This window comes from Litorivivens sp. (assembly GCF_057445395.1).
On sequence record NZ_JBVBUV010000076.1, the window covers coordinates 1 to 18,099 of the forward strand.

Genomic DNA, 18,099 nt, shown 5'->3' on the forward strand with positions numbered 1-18,099 from the left:
AAACTGCGCCGTAGTCCTTTTTGAAATTTGTATCCCAGGAATATGCAGTGAATTCATACTCCTTCCCCGACGCTCCAGTGAAAGTTACTGTTCCATACTTCGACATTGCTTAACTCCTTCCTTAGGTATAACAGTCTGGAACAAGGGCTGTGTAAATACAGCCACGCTTACTATATTCAGTCATCCCTTCCTACCTCTGACTATCCATGGCTATATCTGTACACCGCTCCGCTGCGCCCTTCACAATCCGGTCGCGCAACCCCATCTTTACGGCGTCGTTGTAGGGCAGCAGCCACAGTTTCAACTCCGGGCTCCAACGAGCGCCGGCGGATTTTACCCGGTGGCGCAGTTCAACTTCGTCGAAGTTAATACGCAGGGCTACGGCTCGGTTTCTTCCCGTGAGTTGCAGAATTTTTAACGAAGTTGAGCTGACGGGGCGTTCATCCACAATAAGCTCTATTGTGGTAAACATGCGGTTCTGGTCTTTCCGGTAGCGAACAGCAACCAGTTTGTTGCCCCATTCTTCGAGGAATCTGTGACTACCGTGCTGTCCGGGGCGGATAGTTTTTACAACGTCCATGTTGCGAGACTCTTTACAGGATTTCTATTTTTGTAATGTTGCGAGCACCCGCCAGTGGCACTGCCGGGTACCTGTTCGATTTAACCGTTTTTGCCGCTTTTCGTCCACTCGGATTTGAGTCTTGCCGAGCTGATATGTGTCAGCCACTTAGCGTTTGATAAAGCTGTTCGCACAACTGCTTGAGTTGCGCTGCCTGCTCGCGATCAGTCATTGCCATGCAGGCCATTGCCTCGGGAATTTTTTCGGCGCGGGTTTTCAGCTGCTGGCCCGCCTCCGTTACTTCGAGCCGTTTCTGCCGCTCATCACCTGCAAAGACGGTGCGTCGTAATAGACCTTTGTCTTCCAGGCGCTTGAGAATTGGGGTTAGGGTTCCCGCATCCAGCCGGGTGTGTTCACTCAGGGTTTTTACGCTGACGCCATCTTTCTCCCACAAGCTCAACATCACAATGTATTGCGGGTAGGTAAGGCCCAACGGTTCAAGCAGAGGACGGTAGGCCCGAATCAGTGCATTGGTTGCTGAGTAGAGTGAATGACAGATTTGAACATCCAGATTGAGGTATGACATGGAGACTCCCGGTAACCGCCACTCATTTTACTTTGCGCGCAAAGTAATTGACAAGTGAAGGAGAACAAAATATAGTCAGCCAAATTGCTTTGCGCGCAAACTAAATGCTTGGAGGCCCAATGAAAACACTTTGCAAACTCAACCTTTGCCGGCTGCTTGGCGCCGCGATACTCACCTTGCTAACTGCGTCGACCGTACTAGGCGACCAAGGCAAAGCGCTGGAAATTACCGAAAGTGACTTTACCTGCCTGCGGGATATGACACCGGTTCGCGGATTCTTTGTTGATAACCTGGGCGGTGATATCGACGCGACACTGGCTGTCGCCAACTCACCTGATGGCGGCACCTACCCGCCCGGCTCTGTGGTGCAGCTGGTACCCAGCGAGGTGATGGTTAAACACCCCAAGGGGGTGAGCCCGGCCACCAACGATTGGGAGTTTTTTGAGCTGAAGGTTTCGCCCAATGGCACCGAGATTGCCAAGCGCGGCTTTGTGGATGTAAACAACCGTTTTGGCGGCAACTGCCTTGGTTGCCACGCCAAGGCCGAACCCCAGTGGGACATGATCTGCGAGACGGGTCACGGCTGTGACCCCATCCCGCTCACCAAGCCCATGCTGAGCGTAATTCAGAAAACCGACCCTCGGTGCGCGGAGATGCCTACCCTGAGCGCCCAGGAAAAGGCACTGCTCGGCCAACTGAAAGCGCTGCTTCAGTAACGGCTTGCGGGGTTGTGAGGCAGCGCTTCACAACCTCTCGAAAAGCTTCTACCCGACAAATCTTTGCCCCATTTCTCACGATCTCTTTAGGCTGCCCTGCCGAATCCTTTATGATGCCCTGCTAACCATCACACGATGACGATGTCAGGAGTCACTTTGAAACCCAGCAGTATCCCAGACAAAGATTTTCTCAAGCACAGCCTGTTTGAAGGTGTCGATATCGAGTTCCGGCGAGTTGATCCGTCGCTGTGCTCGCGGGGTCATTTTCAGTCGCGCAGCCATTTTGACGAAAGCGAACTGGCCAATCTTGCGGAAGCCCTGAAAAGTACCGGCGGCAATTACAACCCGGTGATCGTGCGACCGAAGCTGACCGGCGGCTACGAGATTCTGGCGGGCGAGCGGCGAGTGCGCGCAGCCATGATGGCGCATCTGGATGTGCTGATTATGGTGGGGCAATTTAATGATGAACAAGCCGCCATCATCACGGTTACTGAAAACCTGCAACGAGAAAACCTGAACCCGATAGAGGAAGCTGAGGGCTTGGTGCAGATGGTGGAGGAACTCGGTTTAACCCACCGCCAGGTGGGTGAACTCATTGGCCGCTCACGCATGTACGTGAGTAATAAGCTCATCCTGCTGCACTTGGATATTGCCGTAAAAGATTACCTGCGCTCGGGCAAACTGTCTGACGGTCACGCCAAAGCTATCTCTGGGCTGCCCAAACCGCAGCAACGCGAACTGGCCCGCAAGGCGGTTTCGCACGAGTGGTCTGTGCGCCGGATTGAAGAAGAAGCGAAGAAGCTGCGCACCCCGGACCCCACTCCCCCGCCCTATCACAAGGATCGGGATATCGCGATGCTGGAGGAGGAATTGTCGGAAACCGTTGGCCAACCCTGCCGCATAAACTACAACGATAAGACTGGTGCTGGAGAGCTTAAGATTCGCTTTTTTGGGAGCAACGACTTCGAAGGGGTTTTAAACAGATTGCGGGATAAGTAGCTGCCACCACTGGGGTTTCACGTAGAACCTGCAACACGTTTCACACCGCACAGAAACAAAAAGCGGGACATTTTGTCCCGCTTAAAAATTCAGTTATTTTCCTTTATATTCATTGAGTTACGGCCATATTGAGGGCTAGGTTCGCCGGGCGAACCTAGTTAACGCCAGCAATGCGCTTCACCTGCTCCACCACCTCTTTCAATGCGGCCTCGCTCAAGCCTTTTAGCTCCAGCTTCACCGACTTTCCATCACGGGCGATGCTGTGTTTGACCTGACGGCGCCCATCAGGCGTCTTATAGACCACCGGCTTCTTCGGGGTAGGCCCGCCCTGGTTCTGGCTCTCGCGAGCTACTTTTCTCAGTCGCGTCATCACCTCTTCTGCAGTGGGTGGATCAATGCCCTTTTCGCTTGCAGCGGCTTTGAGCTTGGCCAGCTCACGTGCCGCATCGAGCAGTGCCTTTGCCACCCGCTCGTCGGTGTTCTGGGTTTTGCGAATCCACTCCGCGTTTTTACTGGAGAAGCTGTTCGGATCAGGAAAGGCTTTAACAAAGGCGCGGTCCACTTCTATCAGAGCCTTGTACCGCGACAGGGTGCTTTTGGTAATACCTTCTGCGGCAGCCAACTGCTCCCAGGTTTTAAACAGGCCCGACTCAATGTCGCGCTGGTAGGCGCGCGCGCGTTCAAAGGCGGACGGTGGCTTATGAACGTTTTCGGTACGCGACAGTACGCGGACATCGGCATCTGGAATATCACCCACCAACGCCAGATATTTGCGGCGAGTCAGCTTGGCACAAAACAGACGGCGGGAACCCTCGATCAACTCGAAGCGCCCCTCCCCTTTTGGCCGCAGCGTGCCAGGTTGCTGCTGCCCGTTTTTGATGAACGAGGGCAGAATATCCGACACCGAAGATTCATCGAGCAAATCCTGATCGCGCTCATTTTCTGGGGATACATCTACCAACTCGGTGTCGATTTCCTGTAACCGCAAGCGCACTTTAACGCCAGTCACCGGCATGGTTTTTTCGATTGAATCAGCGGAAGCTTTCAAGCGCTCGATCAGGTTGGACGACTTACTGCCAGGCGCCTCCCCTTTCGTAATAACGCGCGCCGCCACAGGCGGAGATACTTTGTTCTGCCGCACGCTGGTGCGGGTTGGTTTGTCGGGCTTTTTCTCGCTGGCACTATCACCTATATCGCCAGTGATGGCGTCGAGGTCTGCGTAGGGGCCGGGCTTCTTCGTAGTCATAACGTATCCTCCCTTAAATTCTGGCGGCGTAGCGATCATTCATGATGGGTGCCAGCACCGTGGTGCGAATTTCCTCAAACAGCGCATCGTATTCTTCGCGGGTGCGTTTCAGCGCCTTGCTGTTGTTGGTGTCGGCGGTGTTGATTTCATACACCGAGCGGAAACTGGTCGAGTGCTTCTGAATTTCATCCGACGCGGTGGCGTAATGAGTAAGCAGCGCGTTGGTGAAGGTCTTGCGTATCAGTACTTCCATAAACCGCGACGGTGCGTTGTTGTGAAACTTGGCGAGCAGAAAGTGCAACTGCGGCAGTGGCGGGTTGATGCCGTGCTCTATATAGGAATCGAGAATCTCCTCGATCATCGCGCAAAATTCAACGCTGCTGTTAAAGTCCAGCATCCCACAGGGCACCGGCGCGACAACCGCATCGCAGGTAGAAAAAATGTTCATCGTCGAGGTGTTGACCGAGGGCGTGCCGTCGAAGATCACCACATCGTAGTCATCGCCCAGGCGCTCTACCCCATTACGCAGCAAATCCATCGGGCTGTTAAGCTGAATACCCGTGAGGGACTCATAGGTGTTCGGGCTGCCGTGCATGATGTGGTCTGATTGCACTTCCAGCTCCAGCAGGTCGTTACAGGCCGGAATGATATCGATGTTTGGCCAGTGGGTAGGCCGGATACAATAGCGAAGATCCGACACCTTGCCGCCGTCGCCAAACTCCTCCTCTGCACCTTCGATATCCTGCAACAGAAACGGCGCAAAAGTATCCCAGTAGCCAACATCAGTGCGCGGCCGATAACCCAGCAGGAAGGACAAGCTCGCTTGGGGATCTGTGTCCACATACAGCACGCGGAAACCCCGCAGCGCCATATATTGACCGAACATCCAGCTTTTGGTGCTCTTGCCTACCCCGCCCTTCTGGTTCAGGAAACCGACAATCGCCATCCGGTCTCGTTTTGGCAGCCGCCCCAGCTTTTGTCTTATTTCCCAAACCTGCTCCAGCGTATAGCCTAACTTTACTGTCCGACCATTAGTTTCGCGGGTTGGCCTGTCGGGAATTTCACCCAGATCAATATAGCGGTGTATGGAGGAACGGGACATGCCCACCAAGTCGGCTACATCCTGTACACTGAAGCGGCGCTTGCAGGTGCGCTTGTTGATGAGGCCGAGCTGTTCGCGCTCGCCTTCGGTTAGCTCTATGCCTGAACTGGAGATATAATCCTCAAGGTTCTCCAGAATAGCGCGGCCGCGCTGTTTGTAACCCTGAACCTGGGACTTCAAGTCTTCTATATAGTTTGGAGTCGTCATCTCTGATCGCCCTATTGACGTTTTTAGCGGTGTTGTATACTGTTCCGGTATCGTAAAGCATTTTGCATACTTTTGGAGCGGTCCACATAAAAAAATGTCCAATCTGGCCGTCAAAAACACTCCGGAATTCCGGGAGCTGATTGCTCTAGCGGAAAGTGTGCCTGCCAGATCGACCGCGCCAACCAGCCCATCGCAACTCGCATCTTTGCTGAGCGCTAACGAAATCCTTTCTACTATTGCCCAACACGGGCTCGCTGCTGTTCCGCGCGATGCGATTAACCGGATTCCACTGGCAGAGATTCCGCTGTTGGGCGACACCCTGTTTGACCTATACGATCATTGCCGTGCATTGCATAGCGACACCGGGGCAGACCGCAACCTGTGGTTTTGTCCTTCACCACTGGTGCAGTCGGCTATTCCGGTAACGGCGCCAGATGGTGGGGTCACTCAATACCATTCTGTGAACGGTGATACCGAACTCACACTGTCGATTCCCATCGAGAAAGGGCAGGGCGATAAACGCCCAGGCCTGCCCTACGGAATCCCCGGCAGACTCGCTCTGGCTTACCTCACTACTGAGTGCATCCGTTTACCGGAAGGCCGACTGGAGTTAACCGGCATTAAGAAGACGCTGGTCGAAAAAGTGTTCGGCCGAGTAGCTACCAAAGGCGAGCGGGGGGCCTTGCGCCGTTACCCGGATTCCATCGAAAGCTGGGCCAAAACCACCATTCAGATTTCCCGAAGCGCGTCTCTCACCGTTAACGGCGAGGGCGACAGCGAAGACATCGATGTGGTGCGTTACAAGCAGATCCCGATTGCGTCCGATGCCTTCCTCTGGAGCTCAAAAGGTTTTAACCGCAAGTCTGGTGGCTGGCTGCAATTCTCACCTGAGTTTCAAACCTTTGCCGCCGAGCATGCTGTACCCATCGATTACGAAGTACTGAATCAGGTGGCAGACCTGGACAGCCCGCATGCCTACGACTTGTACTACTGGTGCGTTTGGCGGCTGGATGCGCTTGAGCGTGCCGACAAACCGCTGGCCCGCATTACTTGGGAACAGATTCACCATCAGCTATTGAGCCAATGCTCCACCACGGCCGATGCTATACGTGAAGTGATGGATGCAATTGAGCAACTGAAATCCCGAGCCGGTATCACACTGCCCCTGCAGGCTGATCGTCGCAAAGGGCTGATCCTGCACCGCACCCCCGAACCCATCAAAGGCTCTGTTCCCCGACTGGCCTGAAATTTTTTTTCCCCTTTCAATAAATTCGCTAACACGAATGCCGGTCTGCGCACCTGAAATTCAGAAAATAGACCAGGGGATGCAAACATCTGTGGCTTCCAAAAAAATTTCCCACCCTGAAAATTTCTGGATTCTGTCACCCTTTCTGAGCTACCTCCCAGATTTACAATTCAAATGCGCTACCGTTCGAATTTATATTGGACACATTTTTTTCAAGGCGAAATTTATTTATCCAACAAGAGATAAAAAAGCGGGTTATCCACAGGGAAAGGATGACAGAGTCCCAATAAAGGAAGACACAAACCACAGAAGGGGAGACACAATTGATGACAGGGCAGAATACAGCAAGCACCCGACATAACAGATTTAATCTTTTTATTTCAATGTGTTACGGTCGCCCATATACTACCCTCTATATCCTGTATCCTCCTTTAAGCTCCTGTCAGTAATAAGCTATAAAGTAACTTACTTACTGCCAGCAAAAACGCCACGTACACGGCGGGAATTTGAATGAAAGCCATACAGCTCATCAGCAAACTCACTCAGCAGGGCTATACCGACAGGGAAATTGCTGAAGAAATCCTCAACGAAACAACGGAAATTGACCTGAGGGCTAGGGTGGGCACAGAGCATTTCGATGACGCCGATAACTACCTTCCTCCACCTCAGGTACTTGCGCACGCAATACTTGATGGCACCTCAGTGACTGAACTGGAAATGGCATTGGCGGAGTTCAACTTATACTGGCGGGACCGAGAAGAGGGTAGACCTGTGTTCGCGCACCAGTTGTTCTTGAGTCATTTGCAACGGCGGGCGCGAAACAGCGGCAACTGATGTTACTGGGATCTCGGGTCAACCACCGTGCGTACAGGTGCCGCAGGTCCAGACAACTCGCTCAGGGCCTTGCCAACTCCATTGAGCCCTATGCGCGCACCCACCCATTTACTGACATCCACACGACCATCGCAGATCGACTGTAGTGCCAACGCCATATCCTGGGGTTCCTCGCCTCCAGCAAAATGTACTGTTAGGCGTTTGTTCTGGGCAGCAAATATCAGGAACTGGTCCGGTTCCATGCAATAGCCGCCCATCACGATGCGAGCGCCGAAAGCGACAGATTGGATGATATTTTGAAGCAGGCCTGGCAGCCCCACGCATTCATAAACCAGATTGACCTGGCGCTGACCGAGATCGGGCAGGGGCTCGTACGCTGATTGTGCTTTTGGGTCGATGACGATATCTGCACCTGCATCAAGCGCGAGCAGACGTCGTGATTCGTGGAAGTCTGCCGCAACTATCGGGCCGATGCCCATCAATTTGAGACCCGCGATAACACCTAGTCCGATCGCACCACACCCGAGTACCAGCGCCACATCGTCTTTCGTTGGTGCGCCGCGGCGCGCATGCTCAAGCCCGACTGCCAGTGGTTCAGTCATGGCAGCGATGTCATCGTCCAGTTCCGCAGGTACTTCGATCATCAAGTTCTCATCGAGTAGCATGTATTCGCCAAAACCTCCGGGGCAGTGATTGTCGTAGCCAATAACGGCGTGCCCACCGTCTTTCAGCATTAACGGCATGGAGGTGACCTTGCTGCCCACTCGCAGCGGCTTGCGGCTGCCGGGACCATAATCCAGAATTTCGCCGACAAATTCATGTCCAGGAACAAAGGCCTTACTGAAATCGAGCGCGGCATAGGGCCCGCCGTGCTTTTTGCATAGCTCAATGACGTGCTTACCGGATGTTAGAAAATGGGAATCTGATGCACACATGCCACAGCTGTGTGTGCGAACGAGAACCTGGCCTTTTCCCGGGGTGGGATCGGGCATAGAGCCCACTTCAACCCGGCCGTCGATGAAGTAAGCTGCTTTCACTCGCGATTCCTCTAGGCCATTAAGATTCGAATAGGTTCAAGGCGTTATAGGACGGATCAAGTCGGTCACGGCTGCCTTCACTTTGCGGCTGGCTCATGGGAGTTACTTCTCGGACTTCATCGAAATCTCGCAGAGCTTTGCGTTTAACTAGGCCCCAGCGGCCATCACGCTTTTCCCAGCGATCGATATAGCGTGTCCACACGGTTATCTGCTGTGTGGTTTCGCCCTGTTTCACGCGAAGGTTTGCGGTGACATAGGCTTCGCTGCCGGCTTGTTCGCCGTCGACGTTAATCAGGATGTTTGCGAGTTGATGGCTGTGGTGCAAGGTGTGCCGATGATTGTCACAGATAAGATCAATCACCCCGCGTCCGGGTCCGCGATAGAAATCCCCGTAGTCGGCGATTCCGTCATCGTGCCAGATGGAATAGCCAAGTGCCTCGTCGAGTCGGTCTACACTGCGGCAGTAGCGATAGATCAATTCGGTGATGTCTTGTTTATCGACCAGCGTTTGTAGCGATGTGGTCACAACTCAACTCCCTTTGCAATTTTAGCGCACAAAAGCCACTGCCCGCAGGAGGATTCCCGCCGGGCAGCAGCGGTATGGGTTAGGCGGGCGTGATATTGATATGCAGGTTGCTCAGGCCGCGAATGACGTAGCTGGTTTCATAATCTATACGGCGATCGTCGCCGCCGCCATGGTGGGTTTCAGACAGGGTAAAGTTGGCGGTCTTGTCCAGAATCTTATTGAGTATTACCCGGACTTCAGTGCGCGCCAGCGGTGCACCTATACAGGTATGCAAGCCCTGACCAAAGGCAACATGGCGGGTGTGGCGCTCGCGCTGCAATTGGAACTCGTCCGGTGATTCCCATCGCACCGGGTCGCGGTTGGCACCGGAGAGGAAAATAATAACGCGCTTGCCTGCGGGTATTTCGACACCACCAATACTGGCGTTGCGTTTGGCGAGTCGGAAAGTTGCCTTCACTGATCCTTCCATCCGTAGCATTTCTTCAATAAAGCCGTTTACTTTCGTGCGATCTTCGCGCAGCAGCTGCTGCAATTCCGTGTCTTCGGCCAGATAACGAATGGCATTGCCGAGCAGCTTTGCGGTGGTGTCCTGGCCTGCACCGAACAGGAACATCATGGTTTTGACCAGTTCAATATCATCTGGCACAGACCCGTCGGGAAAGCTGGCATTCGCCAGTTCGGTCATGATGTCGTCACGCGGGTTAGTGCGACGATCGGTCACGTAGTTGTAGAAGAATGTACCGCAGGTAATAAAGAAACTGCTGGGCTCTGCCTGGGCGTCGCTGTCTACGGCGGTCATGTCAAAGGGAGGTGGGCCGGCGTCGATGGCATCGCGGAAGGCATTCATGTCTTCGTCGGGTACACCCAGTAAGTCGGCGATAACCAGCGTTACATAAGGCGTTGCTACTTCGTTAATGACTTCGCAGGAACCCTTGGCCACCATCTCGGCGGCGATCTCATCCGCCAGTCGATCTATATATTCTTCGTTTTCCTTCAGCCGCGAGGGCGTGAAAATGCGTGAAATCAAGCTACGCAACGCCGCGTGGCGAGGGCCGTCGTAGGCAGCAACCATATCGCTGCCCAGGATTTCCGGTCGGTACTTTTCAATCTGCTCGGAGATATCGTCGCCTTCGGGCTCGAAGGGCAGGGGAGCGATGCCGGCGGCGGTAGCAACAGAGGCGAAATCCTCTGAGTTGCGCAACACCTCAATGGCTTCTTCAAAGCCGGTTACATAGTAGAGATCTCGCTTTGGATAGTGATAGACAGGGCCTTGTGCTCGTATGGTCGCGAGATAGCTGTAGGGGTCTTTGAGCAGTGACAGGTCGGTAAAATAATCTCGGGTATCTACAGCGGTTGTCATCGTGTATTCCTACTTATTGTTTTGATTTGGCGTCGGGTGATCTACTGAACGCGGATAATTTTATGAAACTCAACGTTTCATTATTTCAACTGAGTTGAAGGAATAAATCAACACGGTTGTGCGTTAAAAGGCCGTAAGGAAAGGAATCCGCGCTTTGACAAGCGAGGGCGATAATGCAGGGGAAGGGCAGCCGTCAGGCTGCCCGGCTGAAAAGGTTGTTACTGCACGCCGCGGCTGGCGTTACCCCAGTACTGGGCTTTCAGAGCTTTTTTGTCCGGTTTGCCTACTGGCGTGAGTGGAATGGAGGTGACAAAGTCGACCGATTTGGGTGCCTGTACCGATCCTTTGGCTTGTTTGACCGTGTCGATGAGAGACTGACGCACGTCATCGGTGCCGTCGATGCCAGGTTTGAGAACCACGACAGCCTTGACCGATTCACCCCAGCGCTCGTCTGGCACGCCAACCACAGCGACTTGGGCAACCGCTTCGTGCCCCGAAAGCACATCTTCCACTTCACGGGGGAACACGTTAAAGCCGCCGGTGACGATCATGTCTTTTTTGCGGTCGACAATATACAGAAAGCCCTCTTCATCAAACCGTCCGATATCGCCGGTATGCAGCCAGCCACCGGCAAAAGCTTCGGCGGTTTGTTCGGGCAGGCCTTTGTAGCCTTTCATTACCAGCGGGCTGCGTACGCAGATTTCTCCGGGTTCGCCTTCGGCAACCGGTTCGTTATTGTCATCCAGAAGCGCCAGATGAACCCAGGGAGCAGGGCGGCCACAAGAGGCCAGTCGCTCGGGTTTGCTGAGGTCGTGATCCTTGCGCGACAAATTGGTCAGCACCATCGGTGCTTCCGACTGACCGAAAAACTGATAAAAAATCTGCCCCCACTTTTCCAGCCCCTGTTGAAGCCGGGCTGGGCTCATGGGGGAAGCGCCGTAGAAGATGCTTTCCATGCTCGACATGTCTGCGGTATCGGCTCGTGGTGAGTCCAGCAGCACATAGAGCATTACCGGTACGAGCATGGTAGCGGTGATACGGTATTTCTCTACCCAGTCGAAAAACAGATCGGGAGTAAAACCGGGTAATACATAAAATGCCCCGCCTTTTTGCAGCACGGGCACGAAAAACGCTGCCGCAGCGTGTGACAGCGGTGTGGCCATCAACATGCGCAGATCTTCCGGGAATTCCCATTCGGCAGCCTGAATCATGGCCATGTAAGCTGTGCCGCGATGGGTGGACATCACACCTTTGGGCTTGCCGGTAGTACCGCCGGTGTAGTTGATGGAGCCGAGGTCGTCCGGGGTAATATCGGCCGCAACAAGCGGCTTGGGATCAAAGGTTTCCGCTAGCGCCAGATAGTCGGTACCAACGTCAGTGGGTCCGAAGGCGAGGAAGTGTTTGATGGTTGGTACGCGTTCTTTGAGTTTGGCGACGTGCTCGCCAAACAATTGAGGATCGAAAATCAGCACCTCAATTTCTGCATCCTGCAAAACATAAATGTGGTCATCGAGAGAGCCCATTGGATGTAGCGGCGTACCGATAAACCCGGAAATAGACATCGCGGCTGTATTTGAAAGAACCTCCGGGCGGTTACCGGATATGATGGCTGCGCGTGTGCCTTTGCCCAGCCCTAGTGACGCCAGTGCCTGCATCAGTCTACTGGTGGTTTCTCGCATATCTCGATAACTGAGGATATGGTCATCACCCATAAACAGGCACGGACGGTCATCGTAGCGATTCAGACCTTCAATCAAAAGATGGGGCATACAGACACCATCGTACAGGGTGGCGTTTTCTACGTTATTTGACATAGCGGTGTACTCGTCGTGGATTGTGTATGTAGAGCCGGTGCAGGGTCACGCGGCGTGACTAAGGATTAATGAAATATACTAGCCTGCCAGTGATGCCATAATCATTGCAAAATCGTTAGCTCGGCGGCGAAGTGAAAGCGCCTTGCTGGCAAACACGAATCGGTGGTTGAGGGGAAGTGGATGGGTAAGCTGGGTAGCAAGCACCCGTACGGCTGGGTGCTTGTGACCTGCTCCCAGCCTAGGGTTCAGGACCTAAGGCTGGCTTGGGGGAGTAGCAACGACGTCGTAAATTCCATTGCCCTTGGCAGGGTCGTGATCCCGAGTTCTTAGTAGGCACCTTCGCTGTAGACCAGTTCATAGCTGTGGCTATAGATTTCCACGATATTCCCAAACGGGTCTTCCATGTAAATCATGCGATAAGGTTTCTCGCCAGGGTAGTAATAGCGAGGTTTCTCCATACGTTTTTTGCCACCGGCGGCTACGATGCGTTCAGCCAGCTCTTCAACGTTTGGGTCTTGCACGCAGAAATGAAAAACACCAGTCTTCCAGTATTCGAAGTTGTTTTCCGGGTTGGCCTGATTCCTGAACTGGAATATTTCCACTCCAATTCTGTCACCTGTTGACAGGTGTGCAATGCGAAAACTGCCCCAGCCTGGGCCAAACACGTCCGTGCACATTTCGCCGATAGCGCTAGAGTCCTCCTCTATTTCTGTTGGCTCCATGATCAAATACCAACCCATGACGCTGGTATAGAATTCAACAGCTTTTTCCAAGTCTGGTACTGAAATGCCAATGTGCGAAAAATTTCTTGGGTAGACATTACTCATAATCTGTTCTCCTTGTCTTAATGCTGGTGTGGAGTCTATAAGGTCTGTTAAATTACATAAAATTATCATTTGTCATTTCTATGAGTATATTTTGTAATGATAAATACGGTGTGGTTACACAGCTTTTGCACGCTGGTGGAAGTCGGTCATTTCACCAAAACCGCGGAGCGGCTGCATATGACGCAGTCCGGTGTCAGTCAGCATGTGCGTAAGCTGGAACAGCAGCTCGATGTCGAGTTGCTCGTTAGAAAGGGCAAGCAATTTTCGCTTTCCGATGCTGGGGAACGGCTTTACAGCGAGGCACGCGAAATCATCGCTGCTTTGTCGGATCTAGAGCAGTGTGTAGGTGAAGATCCACCGTATGAGGGTGAGGTGCGCGTGATGTCTCCGGGAAGCGTGGGGCTTAAGTTGTATCCCCAGCTCCTCGCGTTACAGCGGAAGCATCCGAAGCTCGTCATTGACTACCGCTTTGCACCTAATAGGGATGTAGAGTCTGCTATTGCTGACGCCAGGGCTGATATTGGCTTTATCACATCAAAATCCAGACGCGTGGAAGTACATAGCCGTCCTATTGCGCAGGAGCCACTGTTATTGGTAACCCCAGCTGGCATAGAGAACCCGAGTTGGAACACGTTGGTTTCGCTTGGGTTTATTGACCACCCAGATGGAAGTCATCACGCGGACCTGCTGTTAAGCGCCAATTACCCTGAATTTCAGCACAGCAATCTGCTCGAAAAACGAGGCTTCTCAAACCAAATCAGCCTGATTTTGGAACCGGTCAGTATGGGCTTGGGCTTTACGGTGCTACCGGCCCATGCGGTTAATGCATTTTCTAAACCCAGGCGTATTAAAGTACATCGACTGAAAAAGCCGGTGAATGAAACGCTTTATCTCTGCGTACAGCGACAAAAGGCGCTTAGTAAAAGGTTCGATACGGTTATTTCCGAAGCGGAAAATAATCTTTAAGAAATTTGGGAGTGCTGCAAAGCAGCGGCGGAGCAGGGAGAGCAAGAGGCTCTCCCTTTCATTGAGCGCTTTTATGCGGCCGCGTCTAAGGCTTGGCTGAGGTCGGCAAGAATGTCGTCTACATGCTCGATGCCAATGGATAGACGAACCATTTCCCGGCTTACACCCGCACTGGCAAGTTCTTTGTCGTCCAATTGGCGGTGGGTGGTGGAGGCTGGATGGCAGGCAAGACTGCGTGCGTCGCCGATGTTTACAAGGCGAAGCACCAGTTGCAGCGCGTCGATAAAGCGTGCTCCGGCTTCCTGACCTCCTTTAATACCAAAACTTAGAATGCCCGACGCTCGGCCCTGCAAGTATTTCTTGGCAAGCGAATGGTCTGGGCTTTCAGGCAAACCGGCATAGTTTACCCATTCAACTTTGGGGTGGTCGCGCAGAAATTCGGCTACTTTCTGCGCGTTTTCGCAGTGGCGATCCATACGCAGTGGCAGTGTTTCTATACCTTGCAGTATCAAAAAGGTGTTCATTGGGCTCAGTGCCGCACCGGTATTACGTAATGGCACCACGCGTGCGCGACCAATAAACGCGGCTTCGCCCATCGCCTCAGTGTAAACCACACCGTGATAAGCCGGGTCTGGCTCGTTGAGCATAGGGAAACGCTCCTTGTGCTCAGCCCAAGGAAATTTGCCGGAATCGACAATGATGCCAGCAACGGAGTTACCGTGGCCGCCCATGTATTTGGTCAACGAGTGAATAACGATATCAGCGCCGTGCTCAAAGGGGCGCCATAGATAGGGCGTGGCTACAGTATTGTCTACGATTAGCGGAACGCCATGTTGATGTGCGATCTCGGCCAGCTTCTCGATATCGACAATATTGCCCGCGGGGTTACCGATTGATTCACAGAAAACTGCTTTGGTCTTGCTATCGATCGCATTTGCCATCGCCTCATAGTCGTCGTGGCTCACAAATCGCGTTTCTATGCCGCGGCGAGGTAGTGAGTGGGCGAAGAAATTGTAAGTTCCGCCGTAAAGTTTACTAGTGGCTACGATGTTATCGCCTACTTCAGATATTGTCTCCAGGGCGTATTCAATTGCGGCCATACCTGATGAGACTGCCAATGCACCGACGCCGCCCTCGAGTGCGGCAACTCGCTCCTCTAACACGGCGTTAGTGGGGTTCATTATACGGGTGTAAATATTGCCCGGGACTTTCAGATCGAACAGATCTGCGCCATGCTGAGTATCGTCAAAAGCGTATGAGGTCGTTTGATAAATAGGCGTTACAACAGCATTGGTAGTCGGGTCTACATTGAATCCGGCGCGCACTGCAAGCGTTTCGAGTTTCATAACAGGTCCTTGTCATCATTGTTAATAAAATTAAATGAGTGCGCGAGTATAGCAGTACTCAGAGTGATTTGAAGGGGCTGAAGAAGCGTGTTTGTTTTACCGATCAGGCATAATGATTAGTGCAGAGCGAAGAGCCATTTCGTTAGTGCGTGAGAACGCGAACTCTAGTGTGTGCAAAAGCACGTTCGTGGTGGTGGCCACGATTCACCATGGAATCGTCGACCCGTCCCAGGCGAAAAAGCTTCCGGTGTCTTGCTCGGTCAGTTTATCTGTCACTGATAAGAAATAGCTGGCAGCTTGGTCACAACTGAAGAGCTTCTCGGATGGAACATTTTTTTGGAAGGGACGAGATAGTGCGCTGTCTGCGGTTCCCGGGTGATAGGCAATGATCGTTAAATGTGGTCGTCTGCGGCTTAATTCGACCGCAAGCGTTCTTATCAACATATTGTGGGCGGCTTTGGATGTTCGGTAGGCATACCAGCCCCCCAGCCGGTTGTCGCTAATGCTTCCGACCCGTGCTGAAAAGCTCACAAAGAGAGAGGGAATGTTTCTGGGTATATAGTTCACCAGCGCCTGAATTAAAAAAAGTGGTATGAGCGCATTGGTGTTAAACGCAGAATGCATTGCCTGCTGAGTGCAATCTTCTAGGCGTTTTTCTGGACGGATGTTCTTTTCATGCAATATACCAACACAATTACAGATGTATATTAGCTGTCCGTCAACAGCCTCTATGTTACGTCCTAGGTTCTCTTGATCTTGGCTATTGCTTAGATCTGTCGATAGTACGCATAGGCGCTTGTCCAAATCTGCCAATGCCAACAATGCGTTGTTTGATTGGGCTGAACGCGACAATGCAAAAATGGCTGCCCAATGAGGTTGCCTTAATAGCGCTTTGACAATAGCGAGTCCGATGCCACCAGTTGCGCCGTTAACTAGAGCGATTGGTTTTTCGGTATTGGCTATCGCCTCTCGCAGTGTCATTTGCGTTTCTCAAGAAGATCGGTAAGAGCGCTATCGATATCTGGGTACCTGAAGGAAAAGCCTTGGGCTTGTGCTACCTCAGGTATGACACGTTGACCGGTCGTTAATAGACTTGAGACTTCGCCCAAGAGTAATTTCATTGCCAAGGCTGGCATGGGTAGAATGGCGGGTCGCTTCAGGCAGTGACCTAGTGCTTTGGCAAAGTCACGATTTTGTACCGGTTGCGGTGCCGTTGCATTGACGACGGGTGCGCTTATTTGGCCTTCCACACAGGCCATAATCAGGTTGGTCAGATCGTCGATATGAATCCAACTAAACCATTGCTTGCCATGCCCGATTGGGCCACCTAGTCCTAGCCGGAAAGGGGGTAGAAGACTTTCCAATGCGCCGCCAGAACCGAGGACGACGCCAAGTCGCAAGCAGATCACGTCGGTTGAAACGGATGCTTTCTGTGCGGCGGCCTCCCAATCTTTACACAGCGTGGCTGCGAAGTCGCTGCCGGCCTGGCCTTGCTCGTTCAGTGTTTCGTTATCTCTGGCACCATAGTAGCCAATAGCCGACGCCGAGATAAAACGCTTTACGCACTGTGACTTGTGGATGTTGTCGACAAGATTTTCGGTCAGGGCGATGCGACTGTCACGGATGGTTTGTTTCTGTTTGGTGGACCACCGCTTGGTGAAGAGGTTTTCGCCGGCGAGATTGACAACTACGGTATACGGCCAATAGTCTGCTTTCGTTCCTTGTGGTAGTCGATGAATGACTTTGACCTCCTTAAGGTCGGTCTTATGCTGACGTGTTAACACGGTAACGGTATGCCCGCCCAAGAGCAGTTTAGGAATAAGTGACCGTCCTACAAAGCCGGTGCCGCCGGTAAGCAGTATATGTTCGCTCATAGTGAAGAAACCTTTTGTCGAATATTTTCAGCCAGATTGCGAATCTCGGTGAGTTCCGTTTCGGGAATACGATCTAAATTGCGTGTTTGTAGCGCCATTCGAGGGTGTTTGTTAAAACGCTTTCGGTGTTTATGTAGAAAATCCCAATAGAGAACAGTAAATGGACAGGCCTCAGCTCCAATACGTTTGTCCGGTCGGTAGCGGCATGAGTCGCAGTAGTTGCTCATCCGCTGTATATATTTGCCGCTGGCTATATAGGGCTTTGACGCGGTAACTCCACCATCGGCGTATTGCGACATGCCAATGGTATTTGGCATTTCCACCCATTCGACGGCATCTACATAGACGGCAAGGTACCATGCGTGCACCTCGCTTGGCTTAACGCCAAGCAAAAGCGTGAACAATCCGGTAACCATTAATCGTTGAATATGATGGGCGTAGCCGTAGTTGAGCGTCTGTTTGACGGTGTCAGCAAGGCAGACCATTGACGTGTCGCCTGTCCAGAAAAATTCCGGTAGCGGCTGCGCTGCCTGTAAGGCGTTGCCTTGTGAGAACGCTTCATACCTATGAAAGTACAAACCGCGAATGTACTCACGCCAGCCAAGGATCTGTCGAATAAAACCTTCAGCTGCATTGATACTGACCTGTCCGTTTCTCCATGCAGCTTCGGCGGCAGCCACTACTGAGCGCGGATCCAACAGTTTTAGGTTCAGCGCAGCGGCTAACCTGGAATGATAGAGCCAGGGCTCAGCGATCCACATAGCATCCTGGTAATCCCCGAATCCAATAAGGCGGTGTTCAATAAAATCAGTGAGTGCCTGCTCAGCTTGGTGTTTGGTAACAGGCCAATCAAA

The 18,099-nt window shown here is 52.6% G+C and carries 18 protein-coding genes; 5 read left to right on the forward strand and 13 right to left on the reverse strand.

Translation table 11 applies throughout. The features are described from left to right. Positions 1–190: 190 nt before the first annotated feature. Together AC222A_RS16175 and AC222A_RS16180 are read right to left on the reverse strand one after the other, a co-directional pair. Complete coding sequence (locus AC222A_RS16175) at positions 191–580, reverse strand: hypothetical protein (protein WP_372797672.1); 390 nt, start codon at positions 578–580, stop codon at positions 191–193. 139 nt (positions 581–719) lie between these two features. After that, positions 720–1,145, reverse strand: coding sequence for a MarR family winged helix-turn-helix transcriptional regulator (locus AC222A_RS16180; protein ID WP_372750617.1), 426 nt, complete (start codon positions 1,143–1,145; stop codon positions 720–722). Positions 1,146–1,264: 119 nt separating this feature from the next. On the opposite strand from AC222A_RS16180, the gene AC222A_RS16185 reads away from it, so the two are divergent. Continuing rightward, entirely contained in the window at positions 1,265–1,861 is a 597-nt protein-coding gene (locus AC222A_RS16185) for a hypothetical protein (RefSeq protein WP_372750616.1), read from the forward strand. A 156-nt stretch (positions 1,862–2,017) separates the two neighbouring features. Then, positions 2,018–2,860 (forward strand): ParB/RepB/Spo0J family partition protein, encoded by an 843-nt coding sequence (locus AC222A_RS16190; protein ID WP_372759010.1) that lies wholly within the window; start codon positions 2,018–2,020, stop codon positions 2,858–2,860. A gap of 154 nt (positions 2,861–3,014) precedes the next feature. On the opposite strand, the gene AC222A_RS16195 is transcribed toward AC222A_RS16190, so the two are convergent. Together AC222A_RS16195 and AC222A_RS16200 are read right to left on the reverse strand one after the other, a co-directional pair. Then, on the reverse strand, positions 3,015–4,106 hold the full coding sequence (locus AC222A_RS16195) for a ParB/RepB/Spo0J family partition protein (RefSeq protein ID WP_372759009.1): 1,092 nt from the start codon (positions 4,104–4,106) through the stop codon (positions 3,015–3,017). 13 nt (positions 4,107–4,119) lie between these two features. Then, positions 4,120–5,415 (reverse strand): AAA family ATPase, encoded by a 1,296-nt coding sequence (locus AC222A_RS16200; protein ID WP_372749872.1) that lies wholly within the window; start codon positions 5,413–5,415, stop codon positions 4,120–4,122. 94 nt (positions 5,416–5,509) lie between these two features. Here AC222A_RS16200 and AC222A_RS16205 point away from each other — a divergent pair, with 94 nt between their 5' ends. Both AC222A_RS16205 and AC222A_RS16210 read left to right on the forward strand, forming a co-directional pair. After that, entirely contained in the window at positions 5,510–6,661 is a 1,152-nt protein-coding gene (locus AC222A_RS16205; RefSeq protein WP_372782701.1) for a replication protein RepA, read from the forward strand. Positions 6,662–7,171: 510 nt separating this feature from the next. After that, positions 7,172–7,495 carry a hypothetical protein gene (locus tag AC222A_RS16210; protein WP_372749836.1) on the forward strand — a complete coding sequence of 108 codons (324 nt, stop codon included), beginning with the start codon at positions 7,172–7,174 and terminating at the stop codon, positions 7,493–7,495. 2 nt (positions 7,496–7,497) lie between these two features. On the opposite strand, the gene AC222A_RS16215 is transcribed toward AC222A_RS16210, so the two are convergent. From AC222A_RS16215 to AC222A_RS16235, 5 genes are all read right to left on the reverse strand, one after another. Continuing rightward, the gene (locus AC222A_RS16215) at positions 7,498–8,532 is read right to left on the reverse strand and encodes a zinc-binding dehydrogenase (RefSeq protein ID WP_372749835.1); all 1,035 of its coding nucleotides are present in this window, start codon (positions 8,530–8,532) and stop codon (positions 7,498–7,500) included. Positions 8,533–8,551: 19 nt separating this feature from the next. After that, entirely contained in the window at positions 8,552–9,058 is a 507-nt protein-coding gene (locus tag AC222A_RS16220; protein ID WP_372749834.1) for a nuclear transport factor 2 family protein, read from the reverse strand. A 79-nt stretch (positions 9,059–9,137) separates the two neighbouring features. Further along, the gene (locus AC222A_RS16225; RefSeq protein ID WP_372759199.1) at positions 9,138–10,418 is read right to left on the reverse strand and encodes a cytochrome P450; all 1,281 of its coding nucleotides are present in this window, start codon (positions 10,416–10,418) and stop codon (positions 9,138–9,140) included. A gap of 218 nt (positions 10,419–10,636) precedes the next feature. Next, positions 10,637–12,232 carry an AMP-binding protein gene (locus AC222A_RS16230; RefSeq protein ID WP_372764560.1) on the reverse strand — a complete coding sequence of 532 codons (1,596 nt, stop codon included), beginning with the start codon at positions 12,230–12,232 and terminating at the stop codon, positions 10,637–10,639. Positions 12,233–12,558: 326 nt separating this feature from the next. After that, entirely contained in the window at positions 12,559–13,059 is a 501-nt protein-coding gene (locus AC222A_RS16235; protein ID WP_372782695.1) for a lactoylglutathione lyase family protein, read from the reverse strand. A 96-nt stretch (positions 13,060–13,155) separates the two neighbouring features. On the opposite strand from AC222A_RS16235, the gene AC222A_RS16240 reads away from it, so the two are divergent. After that, positions 13,156–14,025 carry a LysR family transcriptional regulator gene (locus AC222A_RS16240; protein WP_486775257.1) on the forward strand — a complete coding sequence of 290 codons (870 nt, stop codon included), beginning with the start codon at positions 13,156–13,158 and terminating at the stop codon, positions 14,023–14,025. Positions 14,026–14,096: 71 nt separating this feature from the next. Here the strand turns inward: AC222A_RS16240 and AC222A_RS16245 are convergent, their stop codons facing one another. The 4 genes from AC222A_RS16245 to AC222A_RS16260 form a co-directional block, all read right to left on the reverse strand. Next, positions 14,097–15,371 (reverse strand): bifunctional O-acetylhomoserine aminocarboxypropyltransferase/cysteine synthase, encoded by a 1,275-nt coding sequence (locus AC222A_RS16245; protein ID WP_372782693.1) that lies wholly within the window; start codon positions 15,369–15,371, stop codon positions 14,097–14,099. Between the two features lie 204 nt (positions 15,372–15,575). Beyond that, positions 15,576–16,352: an SDR family NAD(P)-dependent oxidoreductase gene (locus AC222A_RS16250; protein WP_372797972.1), complete on the reverse strand. Its 777-nt coding sequence runs from the start codon at positions 16,350–16,352 to the stop codon at positions 15,576–15,578. Continuing rightward, positions 16,349–17,245 (reverse strand): TIGR01777 family oxidoreductase, encoded by an 897-nt coding sequence (locus AC222A_RS16255; RefSeq protein WP_486775258.1) that lies wholly within the window; start codon positions 17,243–17,245, stop codon positions 16,349–16,351. Before AC222A_RS16255 ends, AC222A_RS16250 begins: the two co-directional genes overlap by 4 nt. Further along, positions 17,242–18,099 (reverse strand): cryptochrome/photolyase family protein (locus AC222A_RS16260; RefSeq protein WP_486775259.1); only part of this gene is annotated, 858 nt, incomplete at its 5' end. The genes AC222A_RS16260 and AC222A_RS16255, both read right to left, overlap by 4 nt.

Excerpts from the sequence above, each read along its gene's own strand:
- AC222A_RS16175 (WP_372797672.1), bottom strand. The coding sequence starts at position 580 with ATGGACGTTGTAAAAACTATCCGCCCCGGACAGCACGGTAGTCACAGA.
- AC222A_RS16180 (WP_372750617.1), bottom strand. The coding sequence starts at position 1,145 with ATGTCATACCTCAATCTGGATGTTCAAATCTGTCATTCACTCTACTCA.
- AC222A_RS16185 (WP_372750616.1), top strand. The coding sequence starts at position 1,265 with ATGAAAACACTTTGCAAACTCAACCTTTGCCGGCTGCTTGGCGCCGCG.
- AC222A_RS16195 (WP_372759009.1), bottom strand. The coding sequence starts at position 4,106 with ATGACTACGAAGAAGCCCGGCCCCTACGCAGACCTCGACGCCATCACT.
- AC222A_RS16200 (WP_372749872.1), bottom strand. The coding sequence starts at position 5,415 with ATGACGACTCCAAACTATATAGAAGACTTGAAGTCCCAGGTTCAGGGT.
- AC222A_RS16205 (WP_372782701.1), top strand. The coding sequence starts at position 5,510 with ATGTCCAATCTGGCCGTCAAAAACACTCCGGAATTCCGGGAGCTGATT.
- AC222A_RS16210 (WP_372749836.1), top strand. The coding sequence starts at position 7,172 with ATGAAAGCCATACAGCTCATCAGCAAACTCACTCAGCAGGGCTATACC.
- AC222A_RS16225 (WP_372759199.1), bottom strand. The coding sequence starts at position 10,418 with ATGACAACCGCTGTAGATACCCGAGATTATTTTACCGACCTGTCACTG.
- AC222A_RS16230 (WP_372764560.1), bottom strand. The coding sequence starts at position 12,232 with ATGTCAAATAACGTAGAAAACGCCACCCTGTACGATGGTGTCTGTATG.
- AC222A_RS16235 (WP_372782695.1), bottom strand. The coding sequence starts at position 13,059 with ATGAGTAATGTCTACCCAAGAAATTTTTCGCACATTGGCATTTCAGTA.
- AC222A_RS16240 (WP_486775257.1), top strand. The coding sequence starts at position 13,156 with ATGATAAATACGGTGTGGTTACACAGCTTTTGCACGCTGGTGGAAGTC.
- AC222A_RS16245 (WP_372782693.1), bottom strand. The coding sequence starts at position 15,371 with ATGAAACTCGAAACGCTTGCAGTGCGCGCCGGATTCAATGTAGACCCG.
- AC222A_RS16250 (WP_372797972.1), bottom strand. The coding sequence starts at position 16,352 with ATGACACTGCGAGAGGCGATAGCCAATACCGAAAAACCAATCGCTCTA.
- AC222A_RS16255 (WP_486775258.1), bottom strand. The coding sequence starts at position 17,245 with ATGAGCGAACATATACTGCTTACCGGCGGCACCGGCTTTGTAGGACGG.